This window comes from Salinicola acroporae (genome assembly GCF_003206615.1).
In the GTDB taxonomy this organism is placed as follows: domain Bacteria; phylum Pseudomonadota; class Gammaproteobacteria; order Pseudomonadales; family Halomonadaceae; genus Salinicola; species Salinicola acroporae.
Map to the genome: position 1 here is coordinate 92,757 of NZ_PZJW01000008.1, position 17,856 is coordinate 110,612.

Below are 17,856 nucleotides of genomic sequence, written 5' to 3' on the forward strand. Positions count from 1 at the left end.
CAATCAACGCGCTTGGGAAGCGGCGAAAACATCCGCGTGGGTATCGAGATCCTCGGCACTGAGTGCGAAAACGCCTTCGCCCCCGCGCTCGAACTCGAGCCATAGGAACGGCACCGTCGGAAAAGCCGCCTCGAGATGGTGCTGGGAGTTGCCGACCTCGACGATCAGCATACCGCCATCGTTCAGATAGGTCCGCGCCTCGCGCAGGATGCGTCGCACGATGTCGAGACCGTCTCGACCAGCGCCCAGCGCCAGGTCGGGTTCGTGGCGATACTCCGCTGGCATCGCCGCCAGATCGCGACTGTCGACATAGGGCGGGTTGCTGACAATCAGGTCGTAGCGCTGCCCGGCAACCCCCTCGAACAGGTCGGAGGCCACGGCACGCACGCGCCGGCCGACGTCGTGGCGCACGATGTTGGCCTTGGCCACGTCGAGGGCATCGACGCTGATATCGACCAGGTCCACCTCGCAGGTCGGCAGGTGAAGCGCGGTGGCGATGCCCATGCAGCCGGAGCCGGTGCAGAGATCGAGGACGCGAGCCGGGGGCCTGTCGTCGAACCAGGCCGAGAACCCCTGCTCGATCAGCTCCGCCGTCGGCGAACGCGGAATCAGTACCCGTTCGTCGACCTCGAACGGGAAGCCGGCAAAAAACGCCTCGCCGATCAGGTAAGGCAGCGGCTGGCGCGTCTCGATCCGAGTCCTGACCAGTGCCACGATGCGTTCGCGCTCGATGCCCAGAAGCCGCGAATCGAGTACGGCCGGGTCGACGTCCCAGGGCAGGTGCAGTGCACCCAGCACCAGTGCCACCGCTTCGTCCCAGGCGCTGTCGGTGCCGTGGCCAAAATGGAGGCGGTGGGCATGGAATTCGCTGGTTGCCCAACGCAGGCAGTCCCTCACGCTGAACAGATCGGCGACGATGGCATCGTCGGCTAGCGTCAGGGTCGACGGCAAACGGGGCATGGACGGGACTCGCATCAGGCTGAAAAACGGACGACGATTGTACCCTCAAGGGGGGCGGGTTCACAGCCGGCCATGCCACGAAGCCCGGAATCGTTTACCCTTTGCGCCGCGCGACGATTCCAGCCGGCACGACGATGGCAAGCGGAGGTTCCACGGTCATGACTTCAGGCGACGATGACGATCACAACGCGTTCCGCGACGCGCTGAAGGCGGCCGGCGTCAGGCGGCTCAGCGTCAATCGCGCCGCCGTCGGCAAGCCACGCCGCAGCGACATCAACGCCGACATCCGTCGTGAAGCCGCCGAACAGGCGCCGGCGGTGGTGCAGTCCCAGCTCTCCGACGGTGGCGTCGAGGCCGTCACACCGCACCAGCGGCTGGAGTTCGCGATCCCCGATCTCCCCCAGCGCACCTTCGCCAAGCTCAAGCGCGGTCACATCGCCTGGGAGGGCGGACTCGACCTCCATGGCCACACCCTCGACGAGGCGCGCCTCGAGCTCGAATCGTTCATCGACGACGCCATCGCCAACCGGGTCCGCTGCGTATTGGTGGTCCACGGCAAGGCCCGCGGCTATCGCGGCAGTGGCGCGGACTACCCGCTGATCAAGAGCCACGTCAATGCCTGGCTCAAGAACTGGTCGCGAGTGATCGCTTTCTGCTCCGCCAGCGAGATCGACGGCGGCACCGGCGCGCTCTACGTTCTGCTGCGCACCCGGGCCGACTCAAGCCGCTGAACCGTCACCTGGAGCGCCCGGACAACGCGAACCCCGCCGCCGAGCGGGCAGGAGCGCGCGGCGAGGCGAGAGAGACAGGGCTCGGGATTGGGATTGAGATCGGGCGAACTCGCGCGCGACCGCAGTGCTCGCCCAGGCCATCATGCCGTGTCTTCAACCGTGCCGCTTGGGCGACGACAGCGGCAGGGGCAGCCGCCCCTGCGGGTCGCCGCTGCTGGAAGGATGGCGGCGGCCATCGACCGGCTCACCGGCCACCATGGTGCGGTCGCGCTGGCGCTCATGGCGGTCCAGGGCCTGGGCGGTGAGATAGCGCCCCAGCTCGATCAGCGCTTCCGCGCGATGGAACTCGTAGGCCCCGCAGACACTCTTGGGCACGTCGATCAGGATATCGGGCGGATAGCCGGCGACCTTGTACTTGGCCAGCGCCGCCTGGGTGATATCGAACGAGGCCAGCATCATGTCCAGCTTGCTCCAGGCACGCTCGGTCTGGCTGGACCAGCTGACATTCTCGGACGCTTCCTCCTCGTCGTTGAACGAGGAGACCATGCCCTGGACCCGCGTGCGCACGTTCTTCAGCCAGCCACTGAAGCTCTTGCCCTCCGCCTCGCGTTCGATCTCGCGGGCATGCTCCTGGGCCGCCTGATCGGCCGGCAGTAACTCTTCCAGCGTTACCGGCCGCGGCGTCTGGGCGGTGGCATTGACCGCCAGCACCAGATCCGCGTCGACCGACACCGTGGGAATGATCGGAAGCGGGTTCAGCAGTCCGCCGTCGACCAGGACGTGGCCGTTTTCCTGGACCGGCGTGATGATTCCCGGTACCGCGATCGAAGCACGGATCGCCCGCAGCAGTGGCCCGCTCTGGAACCACACCTCGCGCTGACGTCCCAGGTCCGTGGCCACGGCGGTGAACGGCATCGGCAGATCCTCGATCCGGATGTCGCCGACCAGCGACTCCAGCTTGGTCATGACCTTGCCGGCGCGCATCGCGCCCATGGCGCTCCAGGTGATGTCGACCAGCCGCAGCACGTCGAAATAGTCGAGCTTACAGACCCAGTCGCGATAGGCATCGAGCTGGCCGGCGGCATGGATCCCACCGATCAGGGCCCCCATCGAGCAACCGGAGATCGAGGCGATCTCGTAGCCTCGTGCCTCGAGCTCCTCGATCACGCCGATATGCGCGTAGCCCCGCGCACCACCACTCCCCAATACCAACGAGACTCGAGGTTTCATGACACGCACTCCCCGACGGTCGATTGATGCCAGCGTACGATTTCGGCCGCCACCTGCGCTACTCTGATTCGCTCCAGATGCAGGTGATGACCGCCGGAGACGATGCGCCGTTCGAGCCTGGCGAGCCGACGGCAGGCATCGCCGAGGTGCGGGTGCTGGTTCAATACCCCGCCCGAGGCCTGCAACAGCAATACCGGTGCCCGAATCGCGGCGACCGTCTCCAGCATCTGGTCCGGCGTCCAGCGCAGCAGCGACGGCCAGGTCAAGCGCCGGTCGGTGCACCAGCGGTAGCCCCCATCCTGCGCTCTCGCCAGGTTTCGCTCGACGATGGGCCGCACCGTATCCGCATCGATCGGGGTGACCCCGCCCCGGACCCGTGCGGCGACAGCGTCTTCCACACTCGGGTAGCCGCCGGTATCGCCGCGTGACCGAGCGCGCGCCGCCAGGGCCGCCTGCAGCTGTGCCACCGTTTCGGCCGGTTCGTTGGTGGTCGAGGCGAGCCCGTCGATCAGAACCAGCCGCGCCACCCGCGCCGGCATCGCCGCGGCGACCAGGCTGGCGACCCCCGCCCCCATCGAGTGGCCGACCAGCGTCGCGGAGCGCAGGCTCAACCCGTCCAGCGCCTCGAGCACGTCGGGGACGTAGCCCCACAGTGGATAGTCGGCGCGCTCGCCGCGATGCGGCGAATGACCATGTCCCGGCAAGTCCAGCGCCACCAGGCGGATGCCCAGCTCGGCGACCAGCGCCGGCGCCAGGCGAGCGAAGGACGCGGCATTGTCGAGCCAGCCATGCAGGGCTACCCAGGTTGGCGCAGCCTCGTCGCCCCAGCTCAATGCCGCCAGCCGCCCTTCTCCCAATACCGTTTCTGTCGGTCTCACGCGCGCTCTCCCAACATCTCGCCAACGGCCCTGACGATCGCCTCGCGAGTGGCTTCTGGTTGTTCGAACGGGAACATGTGTCCCCCGGGCACGCAACGAAGTCGAATGCCCAGCCGCTCGAGCGAGCGTCGCCGACCGGGCGTCAACAGGTCGGACTGCTCACCGGCGATTACCGTCAGCGGCACGGCGAGCTTGCGCAGCACCGACGTCAGGTGATCGGGCAGGTGGCGAAACACGGCCGCTTCGGTTCGGGGCGCATATCGCAAGCTGGCCGCGCCGCTGTCATCGTCGATTGTCGTCGCTCCGGTGACGTAGTCGCTCATGGCAGTCTCGGTGAAGCGCTGAAATAGCGAGCGACGACGCAGTGCCGCCGCCATGGCGTCGCGACTGGGCCAGGTCTCGCGGCGTTTCAGCGTCTTGCCCGCCGGCGTCACCCGGTCGACGAACCCCGTCAGCTTGGCGGCCTTCAACATCCAGGCATCGCGCCCGAGCAGCAGTGGGGGGTCCAGCGCCACCACGGCCCGGAAACGTTGCGGCGCCTTGGCCGCGGCCATGATCGACAACACCCCGCCCATGGAGTGGCCCACGGCCACGACCGGCGCGGCCAGCGGCTCGATCGCGGCGAGATACTCTTCGCGAAGCGACAGCCAGTTGCGCCCGACCGGGTAGCGGGGGTCGTGAGCCAGACGATCCAGCGGATGCAATTCGAAATGCCCCGCCAACGGCGACAGCAGCGTCCGGTAACTGGCGCCGGTGAAGCCGTTGGCGTGGGCGAAGACCAGTGGATAAGGCAGCATCGACATCCAAATTCCCTTAGACTATCGGCTATACATTTTTACCGCTTCATCTTGCCGACGCTATCGTCGACACGCTCGTCGAACGCGCGTTCGAAGCGTTTGCCAAAAAGGATTGTACTGTGTCTCGCAAAGGATCCCATCGCGACACGCGTCTGCGTAACCGATTATTCTGGACCCTGTTGATCGTCGCGCTGATCGTCGGCTTCTGGCTGGTACGCAGCGGAGAGTGAACGATGGGGCTGCTGGCCGCCTTTACCCATACGCTGGAGATCACGCTCCCCGTCTTCCTGATGGTCTTTCTGGGCCTCGGTCTCAAGCGCATCGGCTGGATCGACGCCCATTTCATCACCACGGCGTCGATGCTGGTGTTCAAGGTCACCATGCCGGCGCTGCTGTTCCTCAGCATCGTCAAGGCCGATCTGAACCGTGCGCTGCAACCGGAGCTGATCGGTTACTTCATCGGCTATACCGTGCTCAGTTTCTTCCTCGCCTGGGCCTGGGCAGTCTGGCGACACCCACGGATAGAGCGCGGCATCTTCACCCAGGGTGCATTCCGGGCCAACAACGGTATCGTCGGACTGGCGCTGGCCGCTGGCCAATACGGCGACTACGGTCTCTCCGTCGGTGGCGTGCTGGCCGGTGCCGTCATCGTCATCTACAACGTCTTTTCGGTCTTCATTCTGTCGTTCTACAGCGACCAGATCACCACTGACTTCCGCAGCCTGGCCAAGAACCTGGCCAAAAACCCCCTGATCCTGAGCGTGGTCTTCGCCATTCCGGTGGCGCTGTCGGGCATCGAGCTGCCCGGCTGGGCCATGACCTCGGGCGGCTATCTCGCCGGCATGTCGCTGCCGCTGGGGTTGATCTGCATCGGCGGTACGCTATCGGTCAGCGCGTTCAAGCGCAGCAGCAGCATCGCACTCGATGCCAGCCTGTGGAAGCTGGTCTGGGTTCCGCTGTTCGGGATTGCCGGGGCGCTTGCCATGGGCATCCACGGTCCGGCCCTGGGGATCCTGTTCCTTTACCTGGGCTGCCCCGGGGCGGCGGCCAGCTTCGTCATGGCCAAGGCGTTCAAGGCCAATGACAAGCTGGCCGCCAATATCATCGTCATCACCACGTTCGCCTCCATGTTCACCTTGAGCCTGGGGCTTTTCCTGCTGAAGTGGCTGGCGCTGGTATAGCCGGCCACTGCCATCCCTCGAAAAAAACGGGCCGCTCTCTCGAGCGGCCCGTTTCACGGTCGTGCCAGGGATCGGCACCCGGGCCGAGGATTCAGCCCTCGCGCTCGCCGTCCAGCAGCCGGCGCAGCTTCAACGGATTGTCCTCGCGAACGGCTTCCGGCAACAGCGCATCCGGCAGGTCCTGATAGCAGACTGGCCGCAGGAAGCGGAAGATCGCCGCCGTGCCAACGGAAGTGGAGCGCGCATCGGAGGTGGCCGGGAACGGGCCGCCGTGAACCATGGCGTGACACACCTCGACGCCGGTCGGCCAGCCGTTGGCCATGATGCGTCCGGCCTTGCGCTCCAGGATCGGCAGCAGCGTCCTGGCGGCATCGAGATCGCCATCGTCCATCTGCAGGGTCGCCGTCAACTGGCCTTCCAGCGCCTCGGCCACGCGCTTGACCTCGGCGGCGTCACGACACGCGACGACCAGCGAGGAGGCCCCGAATATCTCGGCCTGAAGCGATTCATCGGCGATCACGTCTTCGCCAGCAGCCACGAACAGTCCGCTCTGGCACTGGTTGGGGCCGTCGCCCTGCTGCCCCCGCGCGACTTCTCTTACCTTGGCACTCGCGGCCAGCGCACTGACGCCGTGGTCGTAGGCATCGTGGATGCCCGGGGTCAGCATCGTCTGGGCGGCGCTCGCCTCGACGGCTTGCGCGGCAGCGTCGAGGAAGGCATCGAGATCCGGGCCCTCGATCGCGATCACCAGCCCCGGATTGGTGCAGAACTGCCCGGCCCCCATGTTGAGAGAGCCCACGAACGCTTCGCCCAGCGCCTTGCCGCGCGCCTTGAGCGCCGCCGGCATCAGGAAAACCGGATTGATGCTGCTCATCTCGGCATAGAAAGGGATCGGCTCCGGACGGCGCTGGGCGATATCCAGCAGCGCCAGGCCGCCCTTGCGAGACCCGGTGAAACCGCCGGCCTTGATCCGCGGATCGGCAACCAGGGCCTGGCCGACCTCGAAGCTGGCATCGTGCAGCATCGAGAAGACTCCCTCCGGCAGCCCGCACTGCTTCACGGCCGCTTGCACCGCGCGGCCGACCAGTTCACAGGTACCGGGATGGGCCGGATGCGCCTTCACCACCACGGGACAACCCGCGGCCAGCGCCGAGGCGGTATCGCCGCCGGCCACGGAAAACGCCAGCGGAAAGTTGCTGGCGCCGAAGACGGCCACCGGCCCCAGGGCGATGTGGCGCTGACGCAGATCGACCCGCGGCATCGGCTGACGGTCAGGCAGGGCCGGGTCGACCCGCACGTCCAGCCATTCGCCGGCCCGTACGGTCTTGGCGAACAGCCGGAGCTGGCCGCAGGTACGCCCTCGCTCGCCCTGGATACGCCCCTGCGGCAGGCCGGATTCGGCCACCGCACGCTCGATCAGATCATCGCCGATCGCCTCGATCTCGTCGGCAATCGTCTCAAGGAAGCTGGCGCGTGCCTCGAGCGAGGATTCACGGTAGGTATCGAAGGCCGACCAGGCCAGCTCGCAGGCTCGTGAAACGTCATCCGCCGTTCCCCCGGGGAACTCGGTCGGCAGCCGTTCTCCGGTTGCCGGATTGATCGCCACGATGGGGTCGCGGCTACCTTTGACGGCTTGCTGCCCGATCAATAATTCGCCAGTCAGATTCACGTTGCCTCCTGGATAGCGCTTGAATGTGCGAACGCCAACGCAACGCCACTGCCCTCCTGGCGAGGGCGATAGGCGCGGATGGACTGCAGTTGGCCGGCCCGGACATCGGTCCGGGCCGGTGGGCGTCACGCTTGGGAATGATCCTGATACGCGGCGTAGTTGTCGTACGCCCGCTGAAGATGACGGTACATGGCATTGCGCGCGGCTTCCGCATCGCCCGAGACGATGGCCTGCAGGACCTCGGCGTGCTCACGCGCCACCCTTTCAAGATAGTAAGATACGGCTTCGGGGTCGAGTTCCACGGACAGGAGTTTGGTGCGAGGGATGGCACCCTCGTGCAACTGGTCGTATAGCGACACGAAAAACGGATTATGGGTGGCCTCGACGACCGCGCGATGAAAGACATAGTCCTCGTGGCGCGCCTGGCTGTCAGTCTCGCAGGCGGCCAGGAACCGTTCGTGGGCCGATTCCAGCGCCGCGACATCGGCCGGCGTATGCCGCTCGGCCGCCAGCGCGGCAGCCTGGGAGTCCAGCGTGATGCGCATCTCCAGCACGTGCAGGATGTCCTCTACCGTGGTGGCACTGATGCGACGCGCGGGGAAGTGGTGATCCGGTGCGGAGCGCAGCACACGCGTACCGATACCGCGACGCGTCTCGACCAGCCCCATCGACTTGAGGTGGGCAATCGCCTCACGCACCGCCGTCCGGCTGACACCGAACATGTCGCACAGCTGACTCTCGGTCGGCAACTTCTCTCCCACCGCGATCCGCTCCTGAGTGATCAACGCCTCCAGTTGCCGGGCAATCTGGCGCGAAAGACTCTCCTGAGACGAGATACGCTTTATCTCCCAAGCCTTGGTCTGCTCCATCGTGCTGCCTACCTTATCGATTTTCTTGTCCGACATCCGAATCACTCGGACGCCGCCAGCGCTGTATGACCTTCGAGACCATCAGCATACCAGTTCGATCTGGCGGCCACGGGCTCATGTTTCGTCGTCGGGATGCCCCAGGGTGACGAACTTCCCCCCTTGGCGGACGACTGCCGGATCCTGCGGATCCTGGGGCGATTGGCGGGCCTGAGCCTCTACCTCCCCACGCCACGGCGACGAGCTCTCTTGGGGCACCCAACCGAGGAACTGCGCGTGGCGGTTGTCCCACCAGCGTTCATCGTTGTCCGACACCCCGTAGATCACCGTATGACCCAGCCGTGGTGCCTGGAAAGCGCGCTCGAGTAGCGCCACGAAGTCCTCGGTTCCCAGCCAGGTGGCCAGCATCCGGGTATCCTTGGGCCGGGGAAAGCAGGAGCCGATACGGACACTCAGGGTCTCGATCGCGAATTTATCGAAATAGAGACTCGCCAGATCCTCGCCGAAGCACTTGGAAACGCCGTAGAGCGAATCCGGCCGGTGGGGAACCCGGGTATCGATGTGCGTCGCGCGTTCGTAGTACCCGATGGTGTGATTCGAGCTGGCGAACACGATTCGCGGCCTGCCCTGTCGGCGAGCCGCTTCATAGAGATTGTAGACGCCGATGATATTGGCCTGGAGGATACCTTCCCAGGGCTTCTCCACCGAGATGCCTCCCAGGTGGACGACGCCATCGCAGCCGTCGACGAGCCGGGCGACGGCCTGGGCATCCGACAGCTCGCAGGAGACGAGTTCCTCGTGATCGGCCGCATCGCCCAGATCGGCGATGTCGGACAGGCGTACCTGTCGGGCCAGCCGGGAAAGATGAGGGCGGATCGCTTGGCCCACGCCACCGGCGGCGCCGGTGACCAACAGTCGGTTCAACATCGGTCGACTCCTCGAGTCAGATCATTCGCAGGATGGCCAGGGCCCAAATCGGGTCGGGCCTGAGGTGGGAAACGGGATCACTGTAGCCAGTTCGGCAGCGCCAACGACACGGCGGGGACATAGGTCACCAGCATCAGTACCACGAACAGTGCCAGATAGAACGGCCAGATGGTCTTGACCGTCTGCTCGATCTTGATCCCGCCGATGGCGCTGCCGACGAACAGGCAGCCGCCGACCGGGGGCGTGCAGAGCCCGATTCCCAGGTTCATCATCATCAGGATGCCGAACTGGATCGGATCCATGCCGAACTGCTGCGCCACCGGCAGGAAGATCGGCGTGCAGATCAGGATCAACGGCGCCATGTCCATGATCATGCCGAGTGCCAGCAGCAGCAGATTGAGCATCAACAGCACCACCACCGGATTGCTGGAGATGGAGGTCAGCGCCTCGGCGAGCAGCTCCGGCACGTTGTAGAGTGCCAGCAGGTAGGAAAATGCCGAGGCACAGCCGACCAGGATCATGACCAGCGCGGTGGTCTTGACGGCCTGGTAGACCGCCGTCTTGAAGGCCGACCAGCGCAGCTCCCGGTAGACCAGGCCGGTAATCACGATCGCGTAGATGGCGCCGAATGCCCCCGACTCCGTCACTGTCAAGATGCCGGAGAGCACGCCGCCGACGATGATCACTGCCGTCAGCAGGCCCGGTAACGAGGCGAAGAAGCTGACCACCAGCGCCGCCCAGCCCGGAAATGCCTCGCCACCGTAGCCCCGCTTGACGGCAACGAGATAGGCCGCCACTGCCAGGGCCAGACACATCAGTACCCCGGGCACGATGCCGGCGACGAAAAGCTGCGTCACCGAAACACCCCCGCCGGCGGCCACCGCATAGAGGATCATGTTGTGGCTCGGCGGGATCACGACACCGGCGATGGAGGAAGTGACGGTGACGTTGACCGCATAGTCGGTGTCATAACCCTTCTCCTTCATCACCGGGATCAGGATCGAGCCCAGCGCGGACGTGTCCGCGACCGCCGACCCGGAAATGCCGCCGAACAGCATCGACGAGGTGACGTTGACCATGCCGAGCCCGCCGCGCATGCGCCCGACGGCCGCCGAGGCGAAACGCACCAGCCGGCTCGAGATTCCGCCATGGAGCATCAGCTCGCCGGCGAAGATGAAGAACGGGATCGCCAGCAGCGAAAAGACGGAGATCCCCGACACGATACGCTGGAAGCCCACGAACAGCGGCAGTCCCTCGTAGAGAAAGGTCACGATAGAGGCAAGTCCCACGGCGAAAGCGATCGGGGCGCCCACGATCAGGCCGAGCAGGAAAACACCGAAGAGTATTGCCAGTCCCATGAATTCAGCTCCCCGCCCGCGGGTTCGAAAACCATCGCTTGATGAGATTGGCGCCGGTGAAGATCACCAGCAGCACACCACACACGACGAGCGGCGCGGCGCGCCAGCTCTCCGACAATCCGATCATCGGAATCGGCCGCCCGGCGTTGCTCATGACCATCAGCCCGCCCTGCCACGCCATGAAGGCGCCGAACAGGATCACGAAGCCATCGGCGATGGCGTGCATGATCGCGCGGAGCACGCGAGGTGCACCCTCTCGCAGGAAATCGATGCTCAAGTGGGAATTGAAGCGCACTCCGGCCGCAGCGCCGAGACAGGTGATGTAGACGACGATCAAAAGCGACGACTGCTCGATCCAGGTCGGCGTGTCGTTGAGCACGTAGCGTCCGAACACCAGCCAGCCGAACGAGAAGATGAGAAACACCAGCAGAATGCCGGCGACGATCAGACACAGACGTGCCAGAGCATCCAGCACCCTGTCCGATGTCGAGCCAGGGGCGGAAGCCGAATCCGGAACCTTGTCCACGTGGGTTGTCCTGTCGGTGTCGGGAGCGAGTGACGAGCGCCGGTGACCCGGCCCCGTCACCCTGCGGTTGTCACTGGGTGTTGCGGATATCGTCGATCAGCGATTCCAGGTCGGGATGCGCCTTGATGAATGCCTGGTAGATCGGCTCCATCCGAGCTTGAAACGCACTCTTGTCCTTGACCTGGTTGACCTTCACGCCCGCTTTCTCGACGATCTCGCGACTCTTCTCGACTCGCTCCGCCCACAGTTTTCGCTGATCCTTGGCGGCGTTCTCCGCAGCGGTGCGCACGATCGACTTGTCCTCGTCGGACAGGGCGTCCCAGCTCGTCTTGGCGATGCACAAGCACTCCGGAATGATCAGATGATCGGTTTCGGAGAAGTACTTGGCGACTTCATAGTGGTTGCTGGACTCGAACGACGGGAAATTGTTCTCGGCACCGTCGATGACCCCGGTCTTGAGAGACTGGAATACCTCACCGTAGGACATCGGCGTGGCGTTGCCGCCCAGCGCATCGACCATCTGCACGTACAGGTCGTTGTTCATGACCCGCAGCTTCAGCCCCTTGACGTCGTCCGGTTCCTCGATCGGGTGGTCGGTATCGTAGAAGCTTCGCGCACCGGAGCCGAACCACGACAGCGCGATCAAGTCCTTGTCGGCCAACGCATCGGCGAAGCGCTTGCCGATGTCACCATCCATGACCCGGTACATCTGGTCGACGCTGTTGAACAAAAATGGCAGCGACAGCACGTCGGTTTCCGGCACGATCGGGCCCATCGGACCCATGTTGAAATTGCCGAAGTCCAGCGCCCCGCTACGGGTCTGATCGATCGCATCCGGCTGATCGCCCAACACCGCGTTGTTGTAGACGCGCGGATTGATCCGACCTTGCGTCTTGTCAGAGACCTCGTCGGCAAAGGATTTCAACGCCAGCGAGTTGGGATAACCATCGGGATGGACGTTCCAACCTCTCCAATCTTCCGCCGAGGCACTCGCGGCGACGCCCATCAGCGCACCGGCGGTCAATAGCGCCGTCAGCGGCACGGTCATTCTCGAGAAAAGAGATTGCGGCATGATCTGCTCCTGTAGCGATGGATCGCCTGTTTGTTATCGTTTTACAGGCTGCCATACATCATACTTAGGACAATATTAGACTTTGGGCTCGCAGACGAATGTCTGACAATTCATTGCCATGCAACAAAATTTTATCTCTGAATTATCGCTATCAATGACAACGCCATGATTTCTTTTCGTTGACTGGAAAATCGAACTGACTCTTCAGGAGACGCGGATTTCAGTTCCCGACGCGGGGAAAGGTGACCTCTTCGAGATGCCCCCTCTCCACGCTGTCCAGGTCAAAAATCATGCCCCGCGCGTCAACGCATCGGTGCCGGGCGCTTGGGATCGAACGAACGGTCGTTGATCAGGTACCGCGTCACCTTGGCGTCGCTGCGGCTGCGCGCATCGAGCGAGTGGGAAAGTGCATGGGCCTTTTTCACCTGGACCATATCGAGCTCGACGCCGAGGCCTTGCTGTCTTCGGCACCGCCAACTTGCCATCCCGGATCGGGAGGTCACTCGGTCAGGCATTGCCCATCCTGCCCGAGCCAGTGAGTGCCAGCGCCCGCGACGTGCCGGGGCGGGCTGTTGCCACGAGGCTCATCATCGCCAGCGAGATATCGAAATGATCGTCGGAATGCGAGACCCAGGTCACACCCCACCCGTCTCACCGCTCGCCGGCCATGACTGCACTCTGCCGCTGCCGGGCGCGTTTTCGCCTTGCGCGTTCTGTCGCCGCACGCGATTTCTACCCAAGCCCCGGCTTCGACTAGAGCACCATTTCTCCTCGCGCGCGTTCTCTGTCACGCGCGAGTCTCCGGCTTCCTTTCCGCCGGCGCCTCCTCCCGCGTCCTGCCCCGCCGGTCATCCTGCCCCGTCTCCTCCTGCGAGGGCTGCGCATCACTGCTCACATCCCAGCCCTCGCGGCCGGCACTCGACCGGGCATCCGCTTTCTGTAGCCGCGGCGCGGCCGAGTCCGAATGGATCGCCACCGTACTGCGCCCGCCACGCTTGGCGCAGTAGAGCGCTTCGTCGGCCAGTCGCAGCAGGCTGTCTGGACTTGCACTGTGCAACGGGTAGCTGGCGATGCCGGCGGAGAAGGTGACATGGCCCAGGCACCATTCACCACGCTTGAGCGGCGTCGCGAGAAGTCGTCCGAGCAGCCGCTCGAGGCGTGCGGCCAGCACCGTCGGCGAGGCGTGGGACAACAGCGCGAACTCCTCGCCGCCCAGGCGGCAGACGCTCTCGCCAACCTCCTGATGCGCCTTGAGTAGCCCGGCCAGGGTCACCAACACGCTGTCGCCGGCATCATGCCCGAAGCGGTCGTTGATACGCTTGAAATGGTCGAGATCGAGAATCGCCAGCGTCAGGCACTCGCCACGTGATACCGCCCGTCGGCCCGCCTGGGCGTAGGCGGCGTCGAAGTGACGACGGTTGTAGAGCCCAGTCAGGGCATCGCGATAGGACAGCCCCTCGAGCTCCTCGACCAGTTGTGCCAGCTCCTCGGTGCGCGTTGCCACCTGCTGCTCCAGCGTCTCGTGGGAGCGCGCCAGCTCACGATGAACCCGATGGTAGCGGTGCAGCGAGATCGCCACGCAGGAGAGCGAGAAGGCCAGCGAGCCAAAGCTCAGCGGAATGGGCTGCCATGGGATGAAGCCGTGCGCCACCAGCATATCGGCCAGCAGCAACGGCGCGAACAGCGCGAAGCACATCACCACGGTGCGCTGGGTGCCATCCAGCGTACGCCACTGCCATAGCGCCAGCGCCAGCATCGCCGGCAGCGTTGCCACCAGCAGCCCGTCGAAGATCGGAAAGGTCAGCGACAGATTGATCACATTCCCCTGGACCAGCCCCATCACCAGTACCACGTAGGCGAGATGCAGCGCCCACAGCCGCTGCATCCAGCGCCGCGCGCGGCCCTGGAGCCAGTGCGCCAGGATCAGTCCGGTCGCCACCGGGAGCATGTAGTAGCTGAAGGCTCTGACCAGATCCCATCCCAATGGATTGCCGGCGATCAATTGCCGCGCCGGCGCCTCGGCCAGCAGCATCAGCCCCGAAGCGCCGGCGAACAGCGCGATGGCGCCGAAGCTGCGCCGCTCGACCCCGCTGGCGGCGAAGATCGCGGCGAACACCGCGAGCGCCAGGGCCAGCGCGCTCACCGCCACGTCCCAGGCCGAGCGCCGGATAATCTGACGATAGGCCTCTCCGCGCTCCATCAGGCGAACTTGGCCCCATAGGCCGATGCTGGTGTAGTCGGAGAAGACGCGCAAACAGAGCGTCTGCCCGCCGAAGTCACGGGGCAGTGCGATCATGTGCCAGGGCCAGCCGGCAAAGGCGATCCCGTCGCCCTCGTCGAAGTCGCCGTGCTGGTAGATCAGCCGGTCGCCGAGATAAACCTGCGCGATCAGATCGATACTGGAGATGAACAGCACCGGATCGTGCCATTGATTGTCCGGCAGGTGCAGGCGGAACCACACCTTGTCGCGACCGTCACGCTCAGGAGGGTTGGCAGGAAAGGCAATGGGCTGCCAGCCAAGGGCAGCGTCGTTCAGCCAGGCCGGCAGTCCGGCACTATCCTGAGGTGAATCGCCCCACCGGTACTCCCAACCGCTGGGCTCGACACTCGGTATCTCGCCCTCGGGCTCACGCGTGGCCCAGCTCCAGGCCACGAATATGCCGATCAGCAATACGCACAGGCCGGTCACAGCGCCGATCACGCGCATGATGAGCTCCCCCCCGCTCCAAGAAGCTCATAGTGTCATGAAACCAAGTGTCAAGATAAGCATCTAAACGTAATCTAGCTGTACCTCCATATCTTCTTCCCCCTTATCCTGGCCACTACCCTGCCTGACGTCAGTTGCCAGCTCCTCCTAGGCCATCGACGCCGCACGGCCGGCGTGGATCCCGCCGTGCCGACACGGCCGGCTCAACGCACCATTGCCGGGCGCTTGGGGTCGAACGACCAGCCGTCGATCAGGTACTGCATCGCCATGGCGTCATTACGGCTGCGCACATCGAGCGACTTGTAAAGGGCATGGGCCTTTTCCACCTGGGCCATATCGAGCTTGACCCCGAGGCCTCCCGTCTTCGGCACTCTCAACTTGCCATCCTGGATCTCGAAGGGGCGCTCGGTCAGGCGTTGCCCATCCTGCCAGATCCAGTGAGTATCGATGGCCGTGATACTGCCGGGGCAGGCTGCTGCCACGTGGGTCATCATCGCCAGGGATACATCGAAGTGATTGTTGGAGTGCGAACCCCAGGTCATGCCCCACTCGTCGCACAGCTCGCCGACCATGACCGCACCCTGCATTGTCCAGAAGTGGCAATCCGCCAGCGGGATGTCGACCGCATTGAGTGCCACCGCGTACTGCAACTGCTTGAAATCGGTGGCGATCATGTTGGTAGCAGTGGGTAGCCCGGTACGTTTCTTGAACTCGGCCATGGTCTCTCGACCCGACCAGCTCTCCTCCTGGCCACAAGGGTCTTCGGCGTAGCTCAGAATCTCCTTGATCGGCTCGAGAATCCTGACCGCCTCGTCGAGCTTCCAGGCCCCGTTGGGATCTAGGGTCAGCCGTGCCTCGGGGAAGACGTCGTGCAGCGCTCGAATGCAATCGGCCTCCTCCTCGCCGCGCAAGACGCCGCCCTTGAGCTTGAAGTCCCTGAAGCCATAACGCTCATAAGCCGCCTTGGCCAGGTTGGCCACCGCGTCCGGCGTCAGGGCTTCCCGGCAACGCACTTCGTCCCAGGTATCCGCCGGATTGGCGGCCTTGGGATATGGCAGATCGGTCTTGTCCGGATCGCCGAGCAGGAACAGGTAGCCCAGCGCCTCGACCTCGTCGCGCTGACGCCCGAACCGACCCAGCAGGTCGGCAACCGGCTGACCAAGCGCCTGACCGTACAGATCGAACAACGCCGATTCGATGGCGGTCAGGACATGGACGGCGACGCGCAGGTCGAAGGTCTGGCGACCCCGCTCCTCGCGACCGTTAGTGGCCAGCAGCAGTCGCGCACGATTGAGCGTCTGCTTGACCTCGTTGACGCGAGCCCCCTCGACCAGGGAGCGGCACTGATCGAGCCCCTTGAGGATGCCTTCGCTGGACGGAATCTCGCCGACGCCCTGGTTGCCGGCGTCGTCCTCTAGGATCAGCAGACAGCGAATGAACCAGGGTGCGTGGCCACCGCTCAGGTTGAGCAGGAAGCTGTCGTAGCCGGCGACCGGCATCACGGTCATCCTGGTAATCTTGGGGAAACTCATATCGCACTCCTCGATATTCGATCATTGCGGAAATGCCGCAGCAGCCTGCACGCAAGGCGCCCGGCGCCCCGGCACCGGCGACGCAGCGATGCGCCGCGCAGCTATGGATTCCTTGCTTGCTAGCCGCGTTTGCCGAACTCGGCGCTAGCCACCGTCCACCGACGTGCCTGCTCGGTCAGAGTGATGCCGAGCCCTGGCCGATCCGGTACTCGCATGCGACCGTCACGGGTCTCCAGGCTCTCGTTGAACAGCGGCTCGAGCCAGTCGAAATGCTCGACCCACGGCTCGGCCGGATAGGCGGCCGCCAGATGCAGGTGAATCTCCATCGCGAAATGCGGCGCCAGCTGCAGACCAGCGGCATCCGCCAGCGTCGCCAGCTTCAAAAACTGGGTGATCCCGCCGATGCGTGGCGCGTCCGGTTGAATGATGTCGGCGCTGCGATGCTTGATCAGTTCCATGTGCTCGCCCACGCTCGCCAGCATTTCTCCCGTCGCGATCGGCGTGTCCAGCGCGCTGGCCAGCGCGGCATGCCCCTCCACGTCGTAGGCGTCCAGTGGCTCCTCGATCCACACCAGGTTGTAAGGCTCCATGGCGCGGCCGAAGCGCAGTGCCGTGGCACGATCCCACTGCTGGTTGGCATCGATCATCAACGGCACGTCATCACCCAAGTGCTTGCGCACTGCCTCCACCCGCTGCAGGTCGATACGCGAGTCGGGCTGACCGACCTTGATCTTGATACCCTTGATCCCATTCTCGAGCGAGCGCGTGGCGTTCTCCTTGACCGCCTCGATCGGCGTGTGCAGGAAACCGCCCGAGGTGTTGTAGCACTGCACGGAGTCGCGATGCGCACCCAGCAGCTTGGCCAGCGGCAGCCCGGCCCGCCTGGCCTTGAGATCCCACAGCCCGACATCGATGGCGGCAATCGCCTGTGTCGACAGCCCGCTACGCCCCACCGACGCACCGGCCCAGACCAGTTTCTGCCAGAGCTTGCCGATGTCGTTGGGGTCCTCGTCCAGAATGGCCGGGGCGATCTCCTTGGCGTGGGCGAACTGACCATCCCCTCCTGCGCGCTTGGAGTAGCTGAAGCCGATACCTTGATGGCCGTCGCGGGTTTCGATCTCGGCAAACAGAAACGAGACCTCCGTCATGGGCTTCTGACGGCCGGTCAGCACCTTGGCATCACTGATGGGTGTCGCCAGTGGCAACAGCACATGGGAAAAACGGACCCAGCGGATCGCATCGCTAGACATTCGGATTCCTCCTTATCGTGGCTGGGAGACTCAGCTCCCGAGGGTCCCGGCACCGCGAATGATTGCGCTATCACTCCAGCATCCGAGTCTTGGACGAGTGAATGTTAGCGCAATCAATTTGTATGACAAAGCGTCACGGGAGCGTTTTCGACCAAAGAATGAAAGGCGCCCC

General features: G+C 64.5%; 16 protein-coding genes. 2 read left to right on the top strand and 14 right to left on the bottom strand.

What is annotated here, in order from left to right; genetic code table 11:
• Positions 1-3 precede the first annotated feature (3 nt).
• Positions 4-960: a 50S ribosomal protein L3 N(5)-glutamine methyltransferase gene (prmB, locus tag DOM54_RS14365; RefSeq protein WP_240613916.1), complete on the bottom strand. Its 957-nt coding sequence runs from the start codon at positions 958-960 to the stop codon at positions 4-6.
• Positions 961-1,118: 158 nt separating this feature from the next.
• Between prmB and DOM54_RS14370 the strand changes: the two genes are divergently transcribed.
• Positions 1,119-1,691 (top strand): Smr/MutS family protein, encoded by a 573-nt coding sequence (locus DOM54_RS14370; protein ID WP_110717002.1) that lies wholly within the window; start codon positions 1,119-1,121, stop codon positions 1,689-1,691.
• A gap of 153 nt (positions 1,692-1,844) precedes the next feature.
• Here DOM54_RS14370 and DOM54_RS14375 read toward each other — a convergent pair whose 3' ends face one another.
• The 3 genes from DOM54_RS14375 to DOM54_RS14385 are packed head-to-tail and all read right to left on the bottom strand — an operon-like array spanning position 1,845 to position 4,602.
• Entirely contained in the window at positions 1,845-2,921 is a 1,077-nt protein-coding gene (locus DOM54_RS14375) for a patatin-like phospholipase family protein (protein ID WP_110717003.1), read from the bottom strand.
• The gene (locus DOM54_RS14380) at positions 2,918-3,799 is read right to left on the bottom strand and encodes an alpha/beta fold hydrolase (protein ID WP_110717004.1); all 882 of its coding nucleotides are present in this window, start codon (positions 3,797-3,799) and stop codon (positions 2,918-2,920) included. Before DOM54_RS14380 ends, DOM54_RS14375 begins: the two co-directional genes overlap by 4 nt.
• Complete coding sequence (locus DOM54_RS14385) at positions 3,796-4,602, bottom strand: alpha/beta fold hydrolase (RefSeq protein WP_110717005.1); 807 nt, start codon at positions 4,600-4,602, stop codon at positions 3,796-3,798. The genes DOM54_RS14380 and DOM54_RS14385 overlap by 4 nt, the downstream gene beginning before the upstream one ends.
• A 227-nt stretch (positions 4,603-4,829) precedes the next feature.
• Between DOM54_RS14385 and DOM54_RS14390 the strand changes: the two genes are divergently transcribed.
• The gene (locus tag DOM54_RS14390; RefSeq protein WP_110717006.1) at positions 4,830-5,777 is read left to right on the top strand and encodes an AEC family transporter; all 948 of its coding nucleotides are present in this window, start codon (positions 4,830-4,832) and stop codon (positions 5,775-5,777) included.
• Between the two features lie 91 nt (positions 5,778-5,868).
• Here DOM54_RS14390 and DOM54_RS14395 read toward each other — a convergent pair whose 3' ends face one another.
• From DOM54_RS14395 to DOM54_RS14435, 10 genes are all read right to left on the bottom strand, one after another.
• Positions 5,869-7,446, bottom strand: coding sequence for an aldehyde dehydrogenase (NADP(+)) (locus tag DOM54_RS14395; protein ID WP_110717007.1), 1,578 nt, complete (start codon positions 7,444-7,446; stop codon positions 5,869-5,871).
• A 125-nt stretch (positions 7,447-7,571) separates the two neighbouring features.
• Complete coding sequence (locus DOM54_RS14400; protein ID WP_240613917.1) at positions 7,572-8,351, bottom strand: FadR/GntR family transcriptional regulator; 780 nt, start codon at positions 8,349-8,351, stop codon at positions 7,572-7,574.
• Positions 8,352-8,429: 78 nt separating this feature from the next.
• Positions 8,430-9,239, bottom strand: coding sequence for an NAD-dependent epimerase/dehydratase family protein (locus DOM54_RS14405; RefSeq protein ID WP_110717008.1), 810 nt, complete (start codon positions 9,237-9,239; stop codon positions 8,430-8,432).
• Positions 9,240-9,316: 77 nt separating this feature from the next.
• Entirely contained in the window at positions 9,317-10,597 is a 1,281-nt protein-coding gene (locus tag DOM54_RS14410; RefSeq protein ID WP_110600967.1) for a TRAP transporter large permease, read from the bottom strand.
• 4 nt (positions 10,598-10,601) lie between these two features.
• Positions 10,602-11,123 carry a TRAP transporter small permease gene (locus DOM54_RS14415; protein WP_110717009.1) on the bottom strand — a complete coding sequence of 174 codons (522 nt, stop codon included), beginning with the start codon at positions 11,121-11,123 and terminating at the stop codon, positions 10,602-10,604.
• 70 nt (positions 11,124-11,193) lie between these two features.
• The gene (locus DOM54_RS14420; protein WP_110717010.1) at positions 11,194-12,195 is read right to left on the bottom strand and encodes a TRAP transporter substrate-binding protein; all 1,002 of its coding nucleotides are present in this window, start codon (positions 12,193-12,195) and stop codon (positions 11,194-11,196) included.
• A gap of 302 nt (positions 12,196-12,497) precedes the next feature.
• Complete coding sequence (locus tag DOM54_RS20530; protein ID WP_276309684.1) at positions 12,498-12,629, bottom strand: C2 domain-containing protein; 132 nt, start codon at positions 12,627-12,629, stop codon at positions 12,498-12,500.
• Positions 12,630-12,982: 353 nt separating this feature from the next.
• Positions 12,983-14,902 carry a GGDEF domain-containing protein gene (locus tag DOM54_RS14425; protein ID WP_110717011.1) on the bottom strand — a complete coding sequence of 640 codons (1,920 nt, stop codon included), beginning with the start codon at positions 14,900-14,902 and terminating at the stop codon, positions 12,983-12,985.
• A 203-nt stretch (positions 14,903-15,105) separates the two neighbouring features.
• Positions 15,106-16,434, bottom strand: coding sequence for an enolase C-terminal domain-like protein (locus DOM54_RS14430; RefSeq protein WP_110717012.1), 1,329 nt, complete (start codon positions 16,432-16,434; stop codon positions 15,106-15,108).
• 119 nt (positions 16,435-16,553) lie between these two features.
• Entirely contained in the window at positions 16,554-17,684 is a 1,131-nt protein-coding gene (locus DOM54_RS14435) for an L-talarate/galactarate dehydratase (RefSeq protein ID WP_110717013.1), read from the bottom strand.
• Positions 17,685-17,856: the final 172 nt, after the last annotated feature.